Source organism: Mycobacterium sp. DL440 (assembly GCF_011745145.1).
Lineage (GTDB): Bacteria > Actinomycetota > Actinomycetes > Mycobacteriales > Mycobacteriaceae > Mycobacterium.
In genome coordinates this window covers 3,015,881-3,035,957 of record NZ_CP050191.1, presented here as the reverse complement: position 1 = coordinate 3,035,957, position 20,077 = coordinate 3,015,881, and the positions used below count along the sequence as shown (strand labels likewise).

The following is a 20,077-nucleotide window of genomic DNA, read 5'->3' as shown; positions in this document are numbered from 1 at the left end:
GCAGGAGGTGGGCATCAGGCCAGACCCTTCAACATCACGTTCCAATACATGGCAGGCAGCCCGTACTTCTTGAGGTACCAGTAGGGCCGGTGCGGCGCGACCGGATCCAGTAGGGGGAAGGATGGTTTGAGAGTGAAGTCGTAGTCGAACTCGGCCAGCAGCATCTCGCGGGAGGAGGTGACGATCGGGCAGGACGCATAACCGTCGTAGGACCCGGGAAGCGGGCGACCGCTGCGCACTGCACCGATGTTCTCGACGACCGCGGGTGCCTGCTTGCGAATGGCCGCACCGGTTTTCGAGTTCGGGGACGACCCCGCGTCGCCGAGGGCGAACACGTTCGGGTAACGCACGTGCTGCATCGTGTGCTTGTCGATGTCGACGTAACCGTTGACATCTCCGCCGACATGGCTGGTAGACAACGGGCTGGTCTTGATCCAGTCCGGTGCCGACTGGTGCGGCACTGCGTGCAACACATCGTAGGGCAGCGTCGTCTCAGTGTTTTCCGCACCCTCGTGACCATGGGTCACCGTCACCTTGCGCGAAGCCGAATCGACCGAGCGGACTTCACTTCCGGTGTGCAGCGTGATGCCGTAGTCGGCGATGACCTTGTCCAGGTTGTCGGCGATCGCGGGGATGCCGAAGATCCGCGGTGTCGGGACCACCAGGTGGACGTCGATGTTGTCGAGCACGCCCTGGCGCCGCCAGTGGTCGCAGGCCAGGTAGGCGATCTTCTGGGGTGCACCGGCGCACTTGATCGGCCCGGACGGCATGGTGAACACCGCGGTGCCGGATCGGGTGTTGCGGATGAATTCCCATGTGCGCGGGGCGAGGTCGAAGCGGTAGTTCGACGAGACGCCGTCCTTGCCGAGCGTGTCGGTCAGGCCTTCGGTGCGTTCCCAGTCGAGTTGGATACCCGGCGCCACCACCAGGACGTCGTACCCGTAGGTCGCGCCATCGGCACACGTGACCGTGTTGGCGTCCGGGTTGACCGACGTCACCGCACTCTTGATCCAGGTCGCGCCGCGCGGCATTACGGACGCTTCGGCACGTTCGGTTTCGGCGGCCGTCGCCTGCCCACCGCCCACCAGGGTCCACAACGGCTGGTAGTAGTGCTTGTCGGACGGTTCGATGATCGCGACGTCGGTGTAGTGCTTGCGCAGCAAGCGGGCCGCCACGGTGACCCCGGCCGTGCCGCCGCCGATGATCAGGACCTCGTGCTTGAGTGGGGTGGACATGCTTGTGGTGTCTTCCTGTCTCTTTAGACGGTGTGTGCGCAGTTTCAGGCGGCGTGGGTGCTGTCCGCCCAGGCGCCGTAGCCGCCCAGGATGTCGCTGACATCGTCGAAGCCGCGCTGGCGCAGCAGGCTCGCCGCCACCGATGACCGGTAGCCGCCGGCGCAGTAGACCACGGTCGGGCGGGTCGGATCCAATTCGCCGGTCCGGTCCGGCAGCTGGCCCACCGGGATGTTGACCGCGCCGGGGATCACGCCCGTCTCGGTCTCGCCAGGGTTGCGCACGTCGACGATCTGCAGGTCCGCGACCGAAGTGGCCCGCTCACCGAACGCGGTGGCGGTCAACCGTGAGGCGACCGTCACATCGTCTTGATGTTCGAACATCGTCCGCTCCGGGTCCTCGACGTAACCCAGCACCCGGTCAAACCCGATGCGGGCCAACCGGTTCTTGCCTTCCCGTTCCTCGCCCGGGGCGGTGACCAGCACGATGTCTGCGTCGGGTTTGACCACCGATCCCGCGAATTCCGCGTAACGCCCGGCCAGTCCGATGTTGAGCGCGTTGCGCAGATGGCCCAGGGCGAAATCCTCGGGACTGCGGCCGTCGATCAACATGGCTCCGTTGGCGACGGCTTCGGTGGCCTGACGGTAGTCCAGCGCCTCCGGCGTTGCCTCCTCGTCCAGCAGAGCGCGGTCCTTGCGGTTGAGGATCGCGTCGTAGACGAAGTATCCCGGGGCCGGCGGCTGGCCTGCGGTGACCAATTCGACGAAGGACCGCTTGTCGGGTGCGCGCAGCGCGTAGTTGGTCTGCTTCTGCTCACCCATGGTGGATGACAGCTCGGTGGACAGGTTCTTGCCGCAGGCCGAACCAGCGCCGTGGGCCGGGAAGACGCGGGTAGCATCGGGCAGCGGCAACAGCATCTCGTGCAGCGAGTGGTAGAGCTTGTCGGCCAGTTCCTCGCGGGTGAAGCCGATCGAGGCCAGCAGGTCGGGTCGGCCGACATCGCCGATGAACAGGGTGTCGCCGGTCAGAACGCCATAGGGCACGGCGTCATCGGCGTGTTCGTAGACCACGATGCTCATCGATTCCGGGGTGTGGCCGGGGGTGTGGCGGAACTCCAGTACCACCTCACCGAGTGGAATACGTTGGCCGTCTTCGACTCCCATGTGATCGAACTCCGGCTTGGCGACCGAGGAGTACACGATCGTGGCACGGGTGGCCTCGGCCAGTTCGAGGTGGCCGGACAGGAAGTCGGCGTGGAAGTGGGTCTCGATCACGTGGGTGATCTGCAGGCCGAACTTCTCCGCATCGGCGACGTACTCGGAGACGTCGCGCTGCGGGTCGACAACCACGGCGCGCCCGGATGACTCATCACCGATCAGGTACGACGCATGGGACAGACAGTCCAGGTAGTACTGGATGAACTTCATTGTTCAACTCCTCAGTGGGCGGTCCTGTATACCTAGGGGGGTATACCGACGCAGTCAAATATACCCCTTAGGGTATGGGAGACAAGCTGACGAAGGCGCCCCCGGTGCGTGACCGGGGGCGCGATTGCTCTGGCGTCAGGCGGCGAAGCCGGCGCTGCGCGCTGCCAGCGCCTCTTCGTAGCGATCCAGCACGGTGGCCGCCACCAGGCGGTGCGGACCGAGTGGTTCGGCCATTGGAATGCCTGTGGCACAGGCGAATTCAGCGACCCGATCGGTGATGCGACCGTGTGCCAGGAACCAGGGGGCGATCACCAGGCGGCGGGCGCCGCATCGGCGCAAACGCTCGACGGCCTCCGGCAGGGAAGGGGTCTGCCCTGTGGCGAACGCCACCTGCGTACCGGCCCAGCGGGTGCCTTCGGCCAACGCGCCGGACAGGGCGGCCGTACGCGCATTGGCGGCCGGATGCGATGAGCCCACCCCGGCCAGGATCACGCCGAGGTCGGCGTCGAATCGGGACACTCCCACCGCGGTCAGCCGCTCCCGCACCACCTGCAGCAGTCGGGGGTCGTCGCCGAGCACGTCGGCCTGGGTCACCACGGCGCCGGAATTGGCGATCAGTTCGGGAATGTCGATCCGGGCGTGATAGGCGCTGCCCAGCAGCAGCGGCACCACCACGGCGCCCGGCGCGACGTCCGGCAGCACCTCGGTGAGGTTGGGTGCGTTCTGTTCACAGAACGCCACCCGTACCTCGGTGTCGGGCAGTAGGCGGCGCAGATGCCCGCCGATGGCCTGCGCATTCGCCGACGAACGCGGGTCTGCGCTGCCGTGTGCGGTGAGAACGAGCGTCATGAATGCCTCACGAGGCGTGCAGCCCGCACTCCGTCTTGGACTGACCGGCCCACCGGCCGCTGCGCGGATCGGCGCCGGCCTCCGGTTTGGCGGTGCACGGCGCGCATCCGATGGACGGATATCCTTCGTGGACAAGGGGATTGACCAGGATGTCGTTGGCCTCGATGTAGGCCTGCATCTCGTCGTCGGACCAGGCTGCGATCGGGTTGATCTTGACCAGGCCGAAGGCGCTGTCCCAGCTGATCAGCGGTGCGTTGGCGCGCGTCGGCGCCTCCACCCGACGGATGCCGGTGACCCAGGCGGTGTAGCCGGCCAGCGCCTTGCCCAGCGGCTCGACCTTGCGCATCCGGCAGCAGGCTGCGGCGTCGCGGGCGAAGAGGTCCTTGCCGTGCAGCTCGTCCTGCTGGGCAACGGTGTTGTCGGGATGGGTGTTGACCACGTTCACGCCGTACACCTGCTCCACGGCGTCACGGGTGCCGATGGTCTCGGCGAAGTGGTATCCGGTGTCGAGGAATAGCACGTCGACGCCGGCGCGCACCTTGGCCGCCATCTCGACCAGGACGGCGTCCTGCATGTTGGACGCCACGACGTAGTTTCCACCGAAGTGTTTGTCGGTCCAGCGCAGCAACTCCTCCGCGCTGGCGTCGGCCAGCTCGGCCGCACCGCGCTCAGCGAGCTCGATCAGTTCCGTCTCAGTCAATGTGGTCACCTCAAGTCGTCCTCGTCGGCCCGAATGGCCCACTGGGCGAAACGCTCGCCGGCGTCGCGTTGTTTCACGAAATTGCGGACGATCCGCTCGATGTAGTCGCCGAGCTCGGTGGCCAGCACCTTGTGCTGACGCAGCTTGCGGCCGAAGCCGCTGTCGAGGCCCAGGCTGCCGCCCAGGTGCACCTGGAAGCCCTCCTCTGGGCCGTCGCCGTCGTCGACCATCTGGCCCTTGAAGCCGATGTCGGCAACCTGGATGCGGGCGCACGAGTTGGGGCAGCCGTTGATGTTCACAGTGACGGGCACGTCGAGCTCGGCGTTGAGGTCGCCCAGCCGTGCCTCCAGCTCGGGCACCAGCGTCTGGGCCCGTCCACGGGTGTCGGCGAAGCTCAGCTTGCAGTACTCGATGCCGGTGCAGGCCATCAGGTTCTGACGCCAGTGCGACGGCTGTGACTGCAGGCCGAGCGCGTCCAGGCCCTCCCTGAGCTTGGCCAGATTCTCATCGGGCACGTCGAGGATGATCAGCTTCTGGTACGCGGTCAGGCGGGCGCGGTCGGAGCCGGCGGCCTCCATCAGGTCGGCGACCTTGGTCAGGATGGTGCCCGAGACCCGCCCGGCGATCGCCGAGACACCGACAGCATTGAGGCCGTTGCGGATCTTCTGCACACCGACGTGGTCGACGGTGTGTGGCACCTGCTCGGGAGCCGGGCCGTCGTGGAGGGGGCGCTTGAGGTATTCCTCTTCGAGAATTTTCCTAAATTTCTCCACGCCCCAGTCCTTGACCAGGAACTTCAGCCGCGCCTTGGAACGCAGCCGGCGGTAGCCGTAGTCACGGAAGATCCCGATCACGCCGGCCCACACCTCGGCCACTTCCTCCAGCGGCACCCACACGCCGACCCGTTGGGCAAGCATCGGGTTGGTGGACAACCCGCCGCCGACCCACAGGTCCAGGCCGGGGCCGTGCTCGGGATGGTTGACCCCGATGAACGACACGTCGTTGATCTCGTGGGCGACGTCCTGCAGGCCGGAGACGGCGGTCTTGAACTTGCGGGGCAGGTTGGAGAACTCCGGGCTGCCGATGTAGCGCTCTTCGATCTCCTTGAGCGCGGGCGTGGGGTCCAGCACCTCGACCAGCGAATCGCCGGCCAGCGGCGAGCCCAGCATGCCGCGCGGGCAGTCGCCGCAGGCCTCCATGGTCTGCAGCCCGACCTCGTCGAGGCGGCGCCACACCTCGGGGATGTCCTCGATGCGCAGCCAGTGGTACTGCAGGTTCTCCCGGTCGGTGATGTCGGCGCTCTCGCGGGCGAAGTCGATCGAGATCTGTCCGAGGGTGCGCACGGCCTGGGCCGACATCGCCTTACCGTCGGTGCGCACCCGCATCATGAAGTACTCGGCCTCGAGCAGGTCGGCATTGTCGTCGCCGGTGAAGGTGCCGTCGTAACCTTCGGTGCGCTGGGTGTAGAGGCCCATCCACCGGAACCGGCCGCGCAGGTCGTCCTTGGCGATGCTGGCAAAGCCGTCACGCGAGTAGACGTTGAGGATGCGGTCCCGCACGTTGAGTGCGTCGTCCTCCTGCTTGAACTGCTCGTTGTGGTTGAGCGGGTCGCGGCTACCCAGCGCCCATTGACCCTCGTCGCGGGGTTTCTTGGCGGGCCGGTCGGCCTTGGCTGGGGCCTCGGGGGTTGTCACTGTTGAGCTCCTTCGCAAAGGAGCTGGCACTAGAACGCGCAGATCACCGGTGGCTGTCCGGCGGCGCAGATCCGGTGCCAGCTGAAACTATGGGGCGGGCGGGGTCCGAAATCAACGCATGATTAAGGCAGACAGCAACAGCTACATACGCGCTTGAAATCGACATGCCGACGAGCCACCAGCGCAATGCGGGTGGTGCTGTTGTGGGCGGCAGTCACGCCCGACATTCTGCCACGATTGTCGCCACCTGCCCTAACCGGGCCATATTTGCGTTCAGGGTGAGCAAAAGTCGTCGCTGGACAGTCTGGGAAAATGAAACCATGAGCACCCGCACCGCACCCGTCAGCCAACCCCGGTTGGCCCGCGTGCCCGGGCGTGCCTTCGGCATCTACATCCACGTGCCGTTCTGTGCGACCCGGTGCGGATATTGCGACTTCAACACGTATACGCCGGCTGAGCTGGGGGGTGCCAACCCAGATGGCTGGCTGGCCGCGCTGCGCATCGAACTGGCCCTGGCCGCCGCCACGGTCGGGGCTGTACCGGTGCAGACGGTGTTCGTCGGTGGCGGCACGCCTTCTCTGCTCGGCGGCCCGGGCCTGGCTGCGGTGCTGGGTGCGGTTCGGGACAATTTCGACCTGGCCGCCGGCGCCGAGGTGACGACCGAGGCCAATCCGGAATCCACCTCTCCGGAGATGTTCGCGACGCTGCGTGAGGCCGGCTACACCCGGATCTCACTCGGCATGCAGTCGGCGGCGCCGCAGGTGCTGGCCGTGCTGGATCGCACGCACTCTCCGGGCCGCGCGCCTGCGGCGGCGTTGGAGGCCAGGGCCGCCGGGTTCGAGCACGTCAACATCGACCTGATCTACGGCACGCCGGGGGAGACCGATGACGATCTGTGCCGCTCGATCGACGTAGCGCTGGGCGCCGGCGTCGACCACGTGTCCGCGTACTCGCTGATCGTCGAGGACGGCACCGCCCTGGCTCGCCGGGTGCGCCGCGGCGAGATCAGCCGGCCGGACGACGACGTGCTCGCGCGGCGCTACGAACTACTGGACAGCCGGTTGTCTGCGGCCGGCCTGCACTGGTACGAGGTGTCGAACTGGAGTACCGACGGCGGGGAGTGCCGGCACAACCTCGGCTACTGGGACGGTGGTGAGTGGTGGGGCGCCGGGCCGGGAGCCCACGGCTTCCTTGGTGACACTCGGTGGTGGAATGTCAAGCATCCCAATTCCTATGCACAGGCATTGGCTGAAAACCATTTGCCGATAGCGGATTTCGAGAAGCTCGACGACCGCGACCGGCATATGGAGGAAGTGATGCTGCGGCTGCGGCTGAGCCGCGGGTTGCCCTTGGGGGATCTGTCGGCGACGGAGCGGGCACGGGTGGCCGGGCTGGTGGCCGACGGGTTGATCAGGTTGGCAGACGATCGCGTGATGCTCACTGATCGCGGGCGGCTGCTGGCCGACGGGGTGGTGCGCACCTTGCTGGCATAACCGGGATCACACCGACGGGAGCCTTGTAGGCAGCCTGGCGCACGAAGGTTAGGCTACATTTAGTTCTCGTGACGAAGGTCGGTATCGAGAGTACTTCCGAAAAAGCCACGTCGATCGAGTTTGTACTGCCTCCCGACGTGAATCCGGTGGACCTGGTGGCCGAGTTGGCCAGGGCGCTTCCCGAACGTGACGGTGAGGACTACGTCGTCTACGAGCGCGACGGCGAGTTGACCCTGGCGATCGGCACCCGCGCCGTCATCGAACTGGACTCCGACGAGCTTCGCGTGGTGCAGGACGGTGTGGTGCAGCGCCAGGTGTGGACCGGACGGCCGGGCGTCGCGCTCGGCGAGACCGTCGACCGACTCCTGCTGGAGACCGGCCGGTTGTTCGGCTGGGTGGCCTTCGAGTTCGGCACGTACCGGTTCGGCCTGGAGCAGCGCCTGGCTCCGGGCACTCCGTTGGCCCGAATTCTTTGGCCCCGTAGTCAATTCGTCATCACCGAGGACAGCATCAGCTTGATCGATGCCGATACGCGCCAGGTTGACGCGGTCCGGGCGCTGCTGGCCGACGGGGTAACCGAGGTACCGGCGGCTGCAGCCGTGAACGTGCGGGAGGACTCGTCGGGCTATCGGGACCGGGTCGCCACCGCGATTCAGGAGATCGCCGACGGCCGCTACCAGAAGGTGATCCTGTCGCGTCGGCTCGACGTCCCCTTCGCGCTCGATTTTCCGGCCAGCTATCGCGTCGGCCGCCGCAACAACACCCCGGCCCGGTCGTTCCTGTTGCATCTGAGCGGGATCCGGGCACTGGGCTACAGCCCGGAGCTCGTGGCCGCGGTGCGGTCGGACGGCACCGTGCTCACCGAACCCCTGGCCGGTACCCGGGCCCTGGGCCGCGGTTCCGACAATGATCGCGCGGCCCGCGAGGACTTGGAGTCCAATCCGAAAGAAATTGTCGAGCACGCTATTTCGGTTCGGACCTCGATGCAGGAGATCAACGAGGTGGCTGAGCCGGGGACAGCTGTCGTGCGCGACTTCATGACCGTGCGTGAGCGGGGCAGCGTCCAGCACCTCGGATCCACGGTCAGCGGTCAGTTGCACCGCTCCATGGACCGCATGGACGCACTCGAGACCCTGTTCCCGGCGGTGACCGCCTCGGGCATTCCCAAGGCGGAAAGCGTTGAAGCGATCCTGCGTCTGGACCAGGCCCCGCGGGGTCTGTATTCCGGTGCCGTGGTGACCTTCTCGGCTGACGGCGGTATGGATGCGGCGCTGACGCTTCGCGCAGCCTACGAAGCCGACGGCAAGACCTGGCTACGGGCCGGCGCCGGCATCATCGGCGACTCCACCCCGGACCGGGAGTTCGAGGAAACCTGCGAGAAGCTGACGACGCTGGCCCCGCATCTGGTGCCGCGGGCCTGAAGTCGTCGCCCGAGAGTCACACCAGTGTGGCTCTCGGGTGCCGGCGGCGATGGCAGCCCGCGCAGTCACTCGGTGAGCTGACGCAGTATCGCCTTCTTGTCGATCTTGCCGACCGGGGTGGTCGGCAGCGACGGCATCGGCACCAGGATGTCAGGCCGGGAGTGCGCCGCCACACCACGCTCGTCCAGGTGGGCGTGCAGTTCGGCCAGGCTCACCGGAGGGCCGTCGAAAACCGCTACGGCGCAAATCTTCTCACCGAGAAACTCGTCGGGAAGGGCCACCGCTGCCGCCGACCAGATTGACGGGTGGGTGAGCAGATGCTCCTCCAAGTCCAGGGCGGAGACATTTTCCCCGCCCCGCACGATGACGTCCTTGATCCGGCCGGTCACCTCGATGTAGCCGGCCCGTGGACCGTCGCTCAACCGGCGGACCCGGTCACCGCTGCGATAGAAGCCGTCGGGACTGAACGAGCGCTCGTTGGCAGCCTCGGCGTTGAAATAGCCGTTGATGGTGTACGGCCCTCGCACGAGCAGCTCACCTTCAGCGCCGGGCGGCACGTCAGCACCGTCCTCGTCGACAATGCGGATCTCGTCGTCGGGGGACAGCGGTCGGCCCTGAGTGTTGTCGAGCACATCGGCGGGATCGCCGATGCGGGTGTAGTTCAACAGCCCTTCGGCCATGCCGAATACCTGTTGCAGGCCCGGTGCCAGGGCGCCGCGCACCAGGGCAGCATCGGGGGCGGCCAGCTTGGCGCCACCCACCTGCAACAGCCGTAGTGTTTTGGGCGCCAACGGCTCCCACTCGCAGGCTTGTGCCCACAACTTGGCCAGTGCCGGCACCAGGGCGGTGACAGTCACTTGGTGCTTGTCGATGGCGGCAAAGGCCGACTCCGGGCTCGGATCCTCGGTGAACACGGTGGTGGCCCCGACGCTCAGTGCCCCGAGTAGCCCAGGGCAGGCCAACGGGAAGTTGTGTGCCGCCGGCAGCGTCACCAGGTACACGTCGTCGCCGGTCAGCTGGCACAGGGCAGCGCTGGCGGTGGCGTTGTAGAGGTAGTCGTCATGGGTGCGGGGGATGAGCTTCGGCAGCCCGGTGGTTCCGCCGGACACCAGCAGTACGGCCGGGTCGCTGGTGTCGACGGTGATGCTCGGCGGCCCTGGATCGTCGAAATCGTTGAGGGTCGACCAGGATTGGAAGCTGCCGGGGTCGCCGACGACGAGGATGTGACTCAGCCGCGGGTGTTCGGAGGCGACTTGGGCGGCCAGTTCGCGGTGGTCGAATCCGGCGATGACGTCGGGGATCACCAGCCCGACGGCGCCGCTGACCTCGGCGAAATGGCCCAGTTCGGCCGACCGGTGACCGGGCAGGCACAGGACGGGGACCGCTCCGGCGCGCAGCAGGCCGAACGTGGCGACCGCGAACTCGCGGGTGTTCGGCAGCTGCACCAGGAAGCGGTCGCCCGGGTTGATCCCCCGGGCGGTCAGCGCGGCGCCGATGCGGTCGGCGAGTGCGTCCAGCTCGGCGAACGTGTGACTGCCGGTGGCGTCGACGACGGCCGGCTTGTCCGGCCAGCGTTCGGCGCCATCGCGCAGGATGCTGTCCAGAGTTTTGCCCTGCCAGTACCCGGCCTCGCGGTATACCTCGGCACGGTCCTCGGGGAACGGGGTGAATCCGTTTGCCAATTCGTCCTGTTCGCGGTCAAAACCGGTGGTCATCGGTGTTCTCGGCTCCCGTCGGGTGGGTATGTCAGCAGATCGAATATAGGGTAACCTCCACAAAGTTAGGGCAGCCTTTACTAATTGTTTGGAGGATGAAGCGTGGTGGCGACGAGCTCCCAGACGGTCCGCGACGAGGTCGCCGAACTCCTGGGGGTCAGCCCCGACGCTGTCGATCCGGACGCCGACCTGATTGCCTCCGGGCTCGATTCGATCCGCATGATGTCGCTGTCCGGCCGCTGGCGTAAGCAGGGCATCAACGTCGGATTCTCGGCGCTGGCAGCCAATCCCACCGTCGCGGCCTGGATCGATCTGGTCGCCGAGCACGCTCCTGATACACCCGCCGAAGCGTCCGTCCCGGACATCGCCGGTGAGGAAAGTGACACTTTCCCGCTGGCCCCGATCCAGCACGCCTTCTGGGTGGGCCGCAACCAGGACCAGCAGCTGGGTGGCGTCGGTGCCCATCTGTACGTCGAATTCGACGGCGCCGGTGTCGATCCGCAGCGTCTGCAGACGGCGGCGGACAAACTGGCTGCACGCCACCCGATGCTGCGGGTCGAGATCCTGCCCGACGGCACCCAGCGCATCGGCGACCGGCCGCTACCGGTCACCGTCTACGACCTGCGCGACCTGGATGAGGCTGCGGCACAAGCGCAGTTGGAGTTGACCAGGGAATCCAAGTCTCATCAGATGCTGCACGATGAGGTGCTGCAGCTGAGCCTGTCTCTGCTGCCTGATGGATGCACGCGTCTCCATGTTGATATGGACATGCAGTGTGGGGATGCGGTGAGTTACCGCAATTTCATGGCTGATCTGGCCGCGTTCTACCGCGGCGCCGACCTGCCCGACCTCGGCTACACATACCGCGAATACCGGGCCCGGCTGACGGCGTCGGTGCCGCCGCCGTCGCAAGAGGACGTGAAGTGGTGGGCCGAGCGGGTGCCCGATCTGCCGGATGCGCCTGCGCTGCCACTGGTTCCGCTGTCCGATCAGCACAACCCGCACCGCAGCATCCGGCTCTGGGAAACCCTCGACGTGCCGACCCGCGACGCGTTGTTCGCGGCGGCGCAGCGACGCGGCATCACTGCTGCCATGGCGGTCGGGGCGTCCTACGCCAACGCGCTGGCGCACTGGTCGACGCAGTCCAGGTTCCTGCTCAACCTGCCGATGTTCGGCAGGGAGCCGTATCACCCCGATGTGGACAAGCTGGTTGGTGACTTCACGTCCTCGCTGTTGCTCGACATCGACCTGGCCGGAGCCGATACGGCCATGAAACGGGCCAGGGTGGTGCAGGAGACGCTGCACGCGACTGCCGCCCATTCCTCGGTGTCGGGACTTGACGTACTGCGCGACGTGAGCCGCCACCGCGGCAGCCAAACCCTGGCCACCATCGTCTACACGAGCGCGCTGGGCCTGGGCGACCTGTTCGCCGGTGACGTCACCGACCACTTCGGAGCGCCGGTGTGGACCATTTCGCAGGGGCCGCAGGTGCTTATCGATGCTCAGGCGACCCCGCTCGCCGAAGGTCTGATGATCAACTGGGACGTCCGGGTCGAGGCGTTCCGGCCGGGAGTGGCCGAGGCCATGTTCGCCTACCACCTGGCCGAACTGCGCCGCCTGGCCACCGACGACGCGGCCTGGGATGCGCCCGACCCGCCCGCGGCCTCCGAGCGGCAACGCCGGGTGCGGGCTGGGCTGAACGCGTCGAAGTCGACGCCCAGTGGCGACGTGCTGCATTCCGGGTTCCTGGCCAACGCAGCCTCCAGCCCGGAGGCGCCCGCCGTGTTCTGTAGCGCCGGCGATCTCACCTACGGCGAGCTGCGGGACAAGGTGCTGGCCGTGGCGGCTGCCCTGCAAACCCGCGGCGTGTGCCGCGGCGAGGTGGTCGCGGTGCTGGGCCCCAAGAGCGTCGAGCAGGTCATCGCGCTGCTGGCCATCTCGATGGTCGGCGCCGCGTACCTGCCGGTCGGGGTGGATCAGCCCGCCGATCGGGCCGCGCGCATCCTGCACACCGGCGGGGTGGACTTCGCCCTGATCTGTGGTTCGGGGTCGGAACATCCCGACCTGCCGCACTTGACCGTTGCTGACGCCGAGATCATCGGTGATCCAGTACATTTCGAGCCGGTCGCGGCCACCCCGGACGATCTGGCGTACGTGTTGTTCACGTCCGGCTCCACCGGCGAGCCCAAGGGTGTCGAGATCACCCACGACGCGGCGATGAACACCATCGAGTTCATCAACGACCATTTCGAGATCGGTCCGGCTGACCGGTGCCTGGCGCTGTCGCACCTGGAGTGCGATCTGTCGGTGATCGATGTCTACGGGACCTTGCGCTCGGGTGGGTCGATGGTGGTCGTCGACGAGGAGCAGCGCCGCGATCCGGACGTCTGGGTCAAGCTGATCGACGAGCATCAGGTCAGCGTCCTGCACTTCCTGACCGGCTGGCTGGAGATGCTCGTCGCCGCCGGTGGCGCAGCCGGCGCATCCAGCACTGCCAGGGATGGCGGTTCGCTTTCCTCGCTGCGGGTGGTACCCACCGGCGGCGATTGGGTGCGTCCGGACCTGGTGCGCGCGTTGCGTACCGCGTCGCCGCGCGTGCGCTTCGCCGGCCTGGGCGGGGCCACTGAGACCGCGACCCACAACACCATCTTCGAAGTCGGATTCGACGAGGATGCACTGCCGCCGCACTGGACCTCGGTGCCATTCGGCGTCCCGCTGACCAACAACTGCTGCCGCGTGGTCGACACGCGGGGCGAGGATTGCGCCGATTGGGTCCCGGGTGAGCTCTGGGTCGGCGGTCGGGGCATCGCCCGCGGGTACCGGGGCCGGCCCGACCTGACCGCCGAACGGTTCGTCGAGCACGACGGGCGCCGCTGGTACCGCACCGGGGACTTGGTTCGGACCTGGCCCGACGGCACGCTGGAATTCGTCGGGCGGGCCGATCACCGGATCAAGGTGAGCGGCTTCCGCATCGAGCTGGGTGAGGTCGAGGGCGCGTTGTGCCGCGTTCCGGGAGTGGACGCGGCCGTTGCGGTGCTGGTGCCGGTCGACGGCGGCCACGATCTGCTCGGTGCAGTGGTCCGTGCGGACCGGGCGGGTCTCGACGCCGGCGCGGTCGCGACCGCCATGGCGGAGTGGGTGCCCGCGCACATGATCCCGCAGGTTCTCGTGGTCGCTGACGAGATTCCCTACGCCCGCGGCAAGACCGACCGCACCGCGGCGGTCCGGATGCTCACCGCACTCGGTGCTCCGGAGACCAGGGGCTATCGGGCGCCGTCGGGCCCGCTGGAAACGGCCCTGTGCGCGATCGTCGGGGACGTTCTCAAGCAGTCCGGTGTCGGGGTCGACGACGATTTCTTCGCCCTCGGCGGGGACTCGGTACTGGGTACGCAGCTGGTGGCCCGGATCCGGGACTGGCTGGACACCTCGACCGTCATGGTCGCCGACGTCTTCGCGGCACGAACGGTCGCGAAGATGGCCGCGCTGTTGGCGGGCCGGGAGGCGGGCTCGGACCGTCTGCAGCTGGTGTCAGAGCTGTATCTGGAGGTCACAGGCATGGACAGCGCGGATGTGGCCTCCGAGTTGGCACGCACGTCCCCAGAACCCGCGTTCGGCAACTAAGGTTAGAGTTACTTCAGTTAGGGCAGGCTTTGCTAATCGTCAGGAGGTCGTTGTGGACGCCGTGAGTCGCACGACTACGCAGACCATGCATGCAGTGGCGACCCAACCGCTGCACCAGGGGTTCTTCGCGCATGCGCAGGTCGCACCGAACGACATCGCGGTGTTCGGACCGACCACGCGCTGGACCTACGGGCAATTGCGTGAGCAGGCGCTGGCGGTGTCCGGTGCGCTTGCAGTGGCCGGTGTGCGCGTCGGCGACCGGGTCGCTGTCGTCGGTCCCACCGGTCTGGATACGGTGATCGCCACGCTGGGGATCCTGGCGGCAGGCGGCGTCTGTGTGCCGGTCGACACCGCCGATCCGGCTGAGCCGGTTCTGGACCACACAGGCGTGCGGATGGCGCTGTTCACCGGCGACGGACCGCCCAACTGGCTGCCTGCGCTCACCGTCTCCGAGGCGCTGAGGATCGGAGAGCGCACCTGCGGCGTCTCGCCGGCGCGCTCCGAGCCGCGTGATCCCGCCTTCCTGGGGGCGCTCGACGAGGCCGGATACGCGGTGGTGACTCACGCCGCCGCTCACGACGCGGTCGTGGAACTCAGCGCCCGGCTCGGCGTCACCGGCGATGACCGCATCGGCGCGTTCTCGGCTGCGGGCGCTGCGGCTCCGATCCTCATGATGCTGGTGGCACTGACCGCGGGCGCGGTTGTTCTGGTCGCCGATGATGCGCCGCGGCGCAACCTCGAGCGGGGGATGAACGGCTTCGCCCTCGCTGTGCGGCATCGGGATGCGGTGGCTGCTCTCGACACCGCCGTGCCATCGTGACCGGGCCGGATACCCAGATCAACGTCAAACCCTGGGTGAAGCGCTACTCAGGGTCCGAAAGTACAACAGCCACACTGGTATTCCCGCACGCCGGCGGAGCGGCACTGGCCTACCGAGGATTCGGGATGGCGCTGGCCGCGGCCGGGTCCGACGCTTACGTCATGCAATACCCGCAGCGCGGCGACCGGTTGTCGCATCCGGCCGCGCCCACGGTGGGCGATCTCGCCAGAGACCTGTTCGATGCGGCTGACTGGGCCGGCGTCGGATCGCTACGGCTGTTCGGACATTGTATGGGTGCGGTGGTGGCCTTCGAATTCGCGCGGATCGCGGAACGCAGCGGCGTGGCGGTCGACGCCCTGTGGGTGTCGGCCAGCGAAGCGCCGTCGGCGGTGGCGGCCGCCCCCGCGCTGCCAATGGCCGAGTCCGAGATCCTCGCCGAGATGGTCGATCTCGGCGGCACCGATGAGGCACTGCTCGCCGACGAGGATTTCGTCGAACTGCTGCTGATGGCAGTGCGGGCCGACTACGCGGCGTTCAACCGGTACTCGTGTGACGCCGAGGTGGCGATCTCCGCGGACATCTACGCACTGGGCGGAGAAAGCGACCACCGCATCAATGAGGACATGTTGAGGCGGTGGGAATCTCACACCGCCGGGGCCTTCACATGTTCAATGTTCGACGGCGGGCATTTCTATCTCAACTCCCAGCTCGAGGATGTGGCGGAGCTGGTGAATGAGCTCTAGCCGCCAGCTTCCCGGCCCTGACAGCGCTGATCCGGTGGTGATCGTGGGGATGGCGCTGGAGGCTCCCGGCGGGATCGACAACGCCGACGACTACTGGTCGCTGTTGACCGAGCAGCGTGAAGGGCTTGGCCGATTTCCCGCCGACCGCGGTTGGTCGGTGCGCGAACTGTTCGACGGTTCGCGCCGCGACGGGTTCAAACGTATTCACGACCTGGGCGGATTCCTCTCCAGCGCAGCGACATTCGATCCCGCGTTCTTCGGGATCTCCCCGCGCGAGGCGGTGGCGATGGATCCGCAGCAGCGCATCGGACTGCGGATCGCATGGCGCGCGCTGGAGAACAGCGGCATCAACCCCGACGACCTTGCCGGCCACGACGTGGGCTGCTACGTCGGTGCGTCGGGCCTGGAGTACGGGCCGGCCCTCTCCGAGTTCTCCCACCACAGCGGTCATCTGATCACCGGCACCTCGCTGGGCGTCATCGCCGGCCGGATCGCCTACACGCTGGATCTGTGCGGCCCGGCACTGACCATCGACACCTCGTGCTCGTCGGCGTTGACGGCGTTCCACACCGCAGTGGCCGCGGTGCGGGCGGGGGACTGCGACATGGCACTGACCGGCGGTGTGTGCGTGATGGGTACACCGGGGTACTTCGTGGAATTCTCCAAGCAGCACGCGCTGTCCGACGACGGACACTGCCGTCCCTACAGCGCGCACGCCAGTGGCACGGTCTGGGCTGAAGGGGCGGCGATGTTCGTCCTGCAGCGCAAAGCAGCGGCCGTACGGGACGGCCGCCGCATCCTGGCCGAGGTCCGCGCGACCGCGGTGAACCAGGACGGCCGAACCACCGGCCTGACCGCACCCAGTGGTGCCGCGCAGCAGCGCTTGTTCGCCAAGGCGATCGAGCAGGCCGCCGTGCGCCCGGAGGATGTCGGCATGATCGAGGGGCACGGCACTGGAACCCGGCTCGGCGACCGGACCGAATTGCGTTCGCTGGCCAAGACATACGGGGCCACGGAGCCCGGGTCCGGCGCGCTGTTGGGTTCAGTGAAATCCAACGTCGGGCACTCCCAGGCCGCCGCGGGTGGGCTTGGCCTGGCCAAAGTCATCCTGGCTGCCGATCATGGTTCCATTCCGGCCACCCTGCACGTCGATGAGGCCAGTCGGGAGATCGACTGGGACAGCCAGGGTTTGCGGCTGGCCACCAAGCTTTCCCGGTGGCCGGCCGTCAACGGTCAACGCATCGGTGCGGTGTCGGCCTTCGGGATGAGCGGCACCAATGCGCACGCGATCGTCGCGGTGCCTGACGTTCCCGGGGCCGCGGCATGAGCGACGTTCGCGAGCGAATCGTGCCTCCTGAGCGCGGAGGCAACGCACTTCCCGACGCTCGGACACCGGTCCTGCTCAGCGCGCACGCCGAGGAACTGATCGGCACCGACGCCGCGGCCATCCTGCGCTATCTGGACTCGCGTCCCGAGGTGAGCGCGGCCGACGTCGCCGCCACCCTGGGGTCCACCCGGCGCCTGCGCCGCCACCGCGCCGTGGTGCGGGCCGCCGACCGCGATGAACTTGCCGCCGGCCTGCGTGCGTTGGCCGAGGGTGTCGATCATCCGCTGGTCACCCGCGCGCAAGGTGGGGCGCAGGCATCCGGTTCGGGTGCCCGCATCGCCTTCGTGTTTCCCGGCCAGGGCAGCCAGTGGCCGTCGATGGGTGTGCAGGCCTACGAGCGGCTGCCGGCCTATCGGGCCGAGGTCGACCAATGCGCCGCGGAGTTCCAGGCCGCCGGCGCCGCGTCCCCGCTGGATTACCTGCTGGCCGAGCGGGATTCGGGCGTAGTCACCAACGATTTCTCCCAGGTGCAGATCCAGGGCGCACAGTTCGTCCATGGTGTGGCGCTGGCCCGGGTCTGGAGGTCCTGTGGTGTGCTACCCGATCTCACCGTCGGTCACAGCCTCGGCGAGATCGGGGCGGCGTACGTGGCGGGCACCATCACCCTGTCCGACGCCGTGGCGGTGGTGATCGCCCGCGCGACCGTGTTGGACCGGTTGACCGGGCCCTACCGCGTCGCGGTACTCGGCATCACCCCCGACGAAGCGTCGAACGTGATCGCCGAAACCCCGGGATGGCTGGAACTGTCGGTGGTGAACTCCCGCTCATCGGTCGCGGTGTCGGGGGAGACCGACGCGGTGGCCGCGGCGGTGGCCACCGTCACCGCCCGCGGATCGTTCGCCAAGGAAATCGAGATGTGGTTCCCGGCGCACACCACCGCGCTGGACGGGTCGCGCGGCGAGCTCGAATCGCTTCTTCCCACAGCGCGATTCAGTGAGTCGCCAGTGCAATTCATCGGATCGGCCACTGCGGATGTCGTCGAGGCCGGCACCGGATTCGCCGACTACTGGTACGCCAACCTGCGCAGCACCGTGCGCTTCGACCGGGCCATCGAGATGGCGGCGCGGCGGGGAGCCCGAATCTTCGTCGAACTTTCCGCACATCCGGCGCTGCTGTTCGCCATGGGTGATCTGCTCGACGACGCTGCTGAACTCACCGGCGGTCCGGCGGTGATGGTGGGATCGGGCCGGCGCGACGAATCGATCACCGACCGGCTCAGCACCAACATCGTTTCCGTGGCGATGGCCGACTCCGGCTACCGCTGGGACGACCTCCTCAACCACACACCGACCCCGTTGCGCGACTTCCCGTTCGCGCCGATGCGAGCCGAACACCTCTGGGCGACACCGCAACCACTGCCACCGGTCGCCGGACTGACCGTGGCCGTTGAGCATTGGGAGGAGCGGGCCCGCTGCGACACGCCGCCCGGACAGCGCCGCGTCGCAGTGCTCGACCTGGCCGCTGGACAGGGACCGGCGGCCGCACTGAGCCGCGCGGTCGACGAGATCACCGCAACCACCGCCGTCGACCCCGCCGACGCGGACCTGCTGATCGTGGTGGCGCCGGTGTCCGATGAGCTCGACATCGTGACCGCGGCGGAAAATTTGAGCCGCCGCGCGGACGAGGGTCTGCTCGGTTATGTCCGGGCAATCACGCCCGAGACCCGCGACGTGTGGCTGGTCACTGCCGGTGGTGAACAAATCGGCGGCGAACCGCAGTGTCCGCGGCCCGAGGCGGCCGCGCTGGCCGCCGTGCACCGCAGCCTGGGCTACGAACACCCGGACCAGACCTTCCGCCACCTGGACCTGGCCCCGTCAACCCTCGACCTCGCCGCCGCGGTGACAGCGATCACCGCCATGCTGACCGATGCGGATGGCATCGCCGTGCGGGACAACGGTTCCGGACTCGCGGTGTGGCACCGTGGGATGCGCGATGACACTTCCGACGCCCGGTCCTGGAGCGCCGAATCGGGCGTGTTCGACGAGGTGGTCATCACCGGCGGGGCTGGGGCGGTGGGCCTGCACTATGCCCGCCACCTGGCCGAGCAGGGGGCCCGGCGCATCGTGCTGCTGAGCCGCAGCGGACTCGACGACGAGCAGGTGGCCGCACTGAGCACTCACGGCACCGAGATCGTCGCTCCCCGGTGCGATCTCACCGACCCGGCACAGATCGCCGCGACCGTCGCCGAACTGGCGGTCGGCCCGGCATCGTTGGTGATCCACGCGGCCGCGTCCGCGACGATTGCCGCGGGCGACGAGCTGACCGGTGCGGCGGTGCGGGGTACCTTCGCGGCCAAGGTGAGCGGGCTGGCCAATTTGACGGCGGCCTGGCCGATGCGCCCGGATGCCCGAATTATGTTGTGCTCCTCGGTTTCCGGCCTGTGGGGTGGATATGGTCATGCCGCCTACTCGGCGGCCAACCGGCTGCTCGATGCCCTCGGTGGGCAGTTGCGCGCACAGGGCCGGCACTGCACCTCGGTGCGGTGGGGACTGTGGCCGGGAGACGGCATCATCGATTCCGGTGAGATCAGCCGGGTCGAGCGGTCCGGTCTGCGGGCCATGGCGCCCGACCTTGCGGTGGAGGCCGGGCTGCGTGATTACCCGGCCGATCCGTTGGTATTCACGGCCGACGCGGTGCGGCTACAGACCTTCCTCGGCGCGGCGGCCCAAGCCGGCCCGGTGGTCGACATCGCCGAGGCTCCGCAATACGACGCCGCCGAGACGGTCGATGCCACCGATGCGATGCGGATCGCGTTGGGGGCCGTGCTGAAGCTCGACGACATCACAGGACTTGATCTCGACACGTCGCTGCTGGATCTTGGCGTCGACTCCCTGTTGGCGATCGACCTGCGCAAGAAGCTCAAGAAGGCCACCGGCCGCGCAGTGCCGCTGGCCACCATCCTCGGTGGCGCCACCGCCGCCGAATTGATCGAGCATTTGGAAAGACCTGAAAAGGAAGCATTTTCGCGTGACTGA

General features: G+C 67.7%; 14 protein-coding genes. 7 read left to right on the top strand and 7 right to left on the bottom strand.

Going from position 1 to position 20,077, the window contains the following annotated elements:
- Window positions 1-14 precede the first annotated feature (14 nt).
- The 6 genes from HBE63_RS14655 to HBE63_RS31935 form a co-directional block, all read right to left on the bottom strand.
- The gene (locus HBE63_RS14655; RefSeq protein WP_166905387.1) at window positions 15-1,235 is read right to left on the bottom strand and encodes an FAD/NAD(P)-binding oxidoreductase; all 1,221 of its coding nucleotides are present in this window, start codon (window positions 1,233-1,235) and stop codon (window positions 15-17) included.
- Window positions 1,236-1,279: 44 nt separating this feature from the next.
- Window positions 1,280-2,659 (bottom strand): rhodanese-like domain-containing protein, encoded by a 1,380-nt coding sequence (locus tag HBE63_RS14650; protein WP_166905386.1) that lies wholly within the window; start codon window positions 2,657-2,659, stop codon window positions 1,280-1,282.
- Between the two features lie 135 nt (window positions 2,660-2,794).
- Window positions 2,795-3,508 (bottom strand): sirohydrochlorin chelatase, encoded by a 714-nt coding sequence (locus HBE63_RS14645; RefSeq protein ID WP_166905385.1) that lies wholly within the window; start codon window positions 3,506-3,508, stop codon window positions 2,795-2,797.
- Window positions 3,509-3,515: 7 nt separating this feature from the next.
- Window positions 3,516-4,217 (bottom strand): phosphoadenylyl-sulfate reductase, encoded by a 702-nt coding sequence (locus tag HBE63_RS14640; RefSeq protein WP_166905384.1) that lies wholly within the window; start codon window positions 4,215-4,217, stop codon window positions 3,516-3,518.
- Complete coding sequence (locus tag HBE63_RS14635) at window positions 4,214-5,902, bottom strand: nitrite/sulfite reductase (RefSeq protein ID WP_166905383.1); 1,689 nt, start codon at window positions 5,900-5,902, stop codon at window positions 4,214-4,216. The genes HBE63_RS14640 and HBE63_RS14635 overlap by 4 nt, the downstream gene beginning before the upstream one ends.
- Window positions 5,903-6,024: 122 nt before the next feature.
- Window positions 6,025-6,129 carry an Ms4527A family Cys-rich leader peptide gene (locus HBE63_RS31935; RefSeq protein WP_350222970.1) on the bottom strand — a complete coding sequence of 35 codons (105 nt, stop codon included), beginning with the start codon at window positions 6,127-6,129 and terminating at the stop codon, window positions 6,025-6,027.
- A gap of 93 nt (window positions 6,130-6,222) precedes the next feature.
- On the opposite strand from HBE63_RS31935, the gene hemW reads away from it, so the two are divergent.
- Both hemW and HBE63_RS14625 read left to right on the top strand, forming a co-directional pair.
- Window positions 6,223-7,395, top strand: a complete 1,173-nt coding sequence (gene hemW, locus HBE63_RS14630; RefSeq protein WP_166905382.1) for a radical SAM family heme chaperone HemW — start codon at window positions 6,223-6,225, stop codon at window positions 7,393-7,395.
- A 68-nt stretch (window positions 7,396-7,463) separates the two neighbouring features.
- Entirely contained in the window at window positions 7,464-8,816 is a 1,353-nt protein-coding gene (locus tag HBE63_RS14625; protein WP_166905381.1) for a salicylate synthase, read from the top strand.
- 65 nt (window positions 8,817-8,881) lie between these two features.
- Here HBE63_RS14625 and HBE63_RS14620 read toward each other — a convergent pair whose 3' ends face one another.
- Complete coding sequence (locus HBE63_RS14620) at window positions 8,882-10,531, bottom strand: (2,3-dihydroxybenzoyl)adenylate synthase (protein ID WP_166905380.1); 1,650 nt, start codon at window positions 10,529-10,531, stop codon at window positions 8,882-8,884.
- A gap of 102 nt (window positions 10,532-10,633) precedes the next feature.
- Between HBE63_RS14620 and HBE63_RS14615 the strand changes: the two genes are divergently transcribed.
- From HBE63_RS14615 to mbtD, 5 genes are all read left to right on the top strand, one after another.
- The gene (locus HBE63_RS14615) at window positions 10,634-14,152 is read left to right on the top strand and encodes a non-ribosomal peptide synthetase (RefSeq protein WP_166905379.1); all 3,519 of its coding nucleotides are present in this window, start codon (window positions 10,634-10,636) and stop codon (window positions 14,150-14,152) included.
- 94 nt (window positions 14,153-14,246) lie between these two features.
- Window positions 14,247-14,972 carry an AMP-binding protein gene (locus tag HBE63_RS14610; RefSeq protein WP_166905378.1) on the top strand — a complete coding sequence of 242 codons (726 nt, stop codon included), beginning with the start codon at window positions 14,247-14,249 and terminating at the stop codon, window positions 14,970-14,972.
- Window positions 14,969-15,715, top strand: a complete 747-nt coding sequence (locus HBE63_RS14605) for a thioesterase II family protein (RefSeq protein WP_166905377.1) — start codon at window positions 14,969-14,971, stop codon at window positions 15,713-15,715. The genes HBE63_RS14610 and HBE63_RS14605 overlap by 4 nt, the downstream gene beginning before the upstream one ends.
- The gene (locus HBE63_RS14600; RefSeq protein ID WP_166905376.1) at window positions 15,705-17,042 is read left to right on the top strand and encodes a polyketide synthase; all 1,338 of its coding nucleotides are present in this window, start codon (window positions 15,705-15,707) and stop codon (window positions 17,040-17,042) included. Before HBE63_RS14605 ends, HBE63_RS14600 begins: the two co-directional genes overlap by 11 nt.
- A complete protein-coding gene (mbtD, locus tag HBE63_RS14595; RefSeq protein ID WP_166905375.1) occupies window positions 17,039-20,077 on the top strand; it encodes a mycobactin polyketide synthase MbtD in 3,039 nt (1,012 codons plus the stop codon). Before HBE63_RS14600 ends, mbtD begins: the two co-directional genes overlap by 4 nt.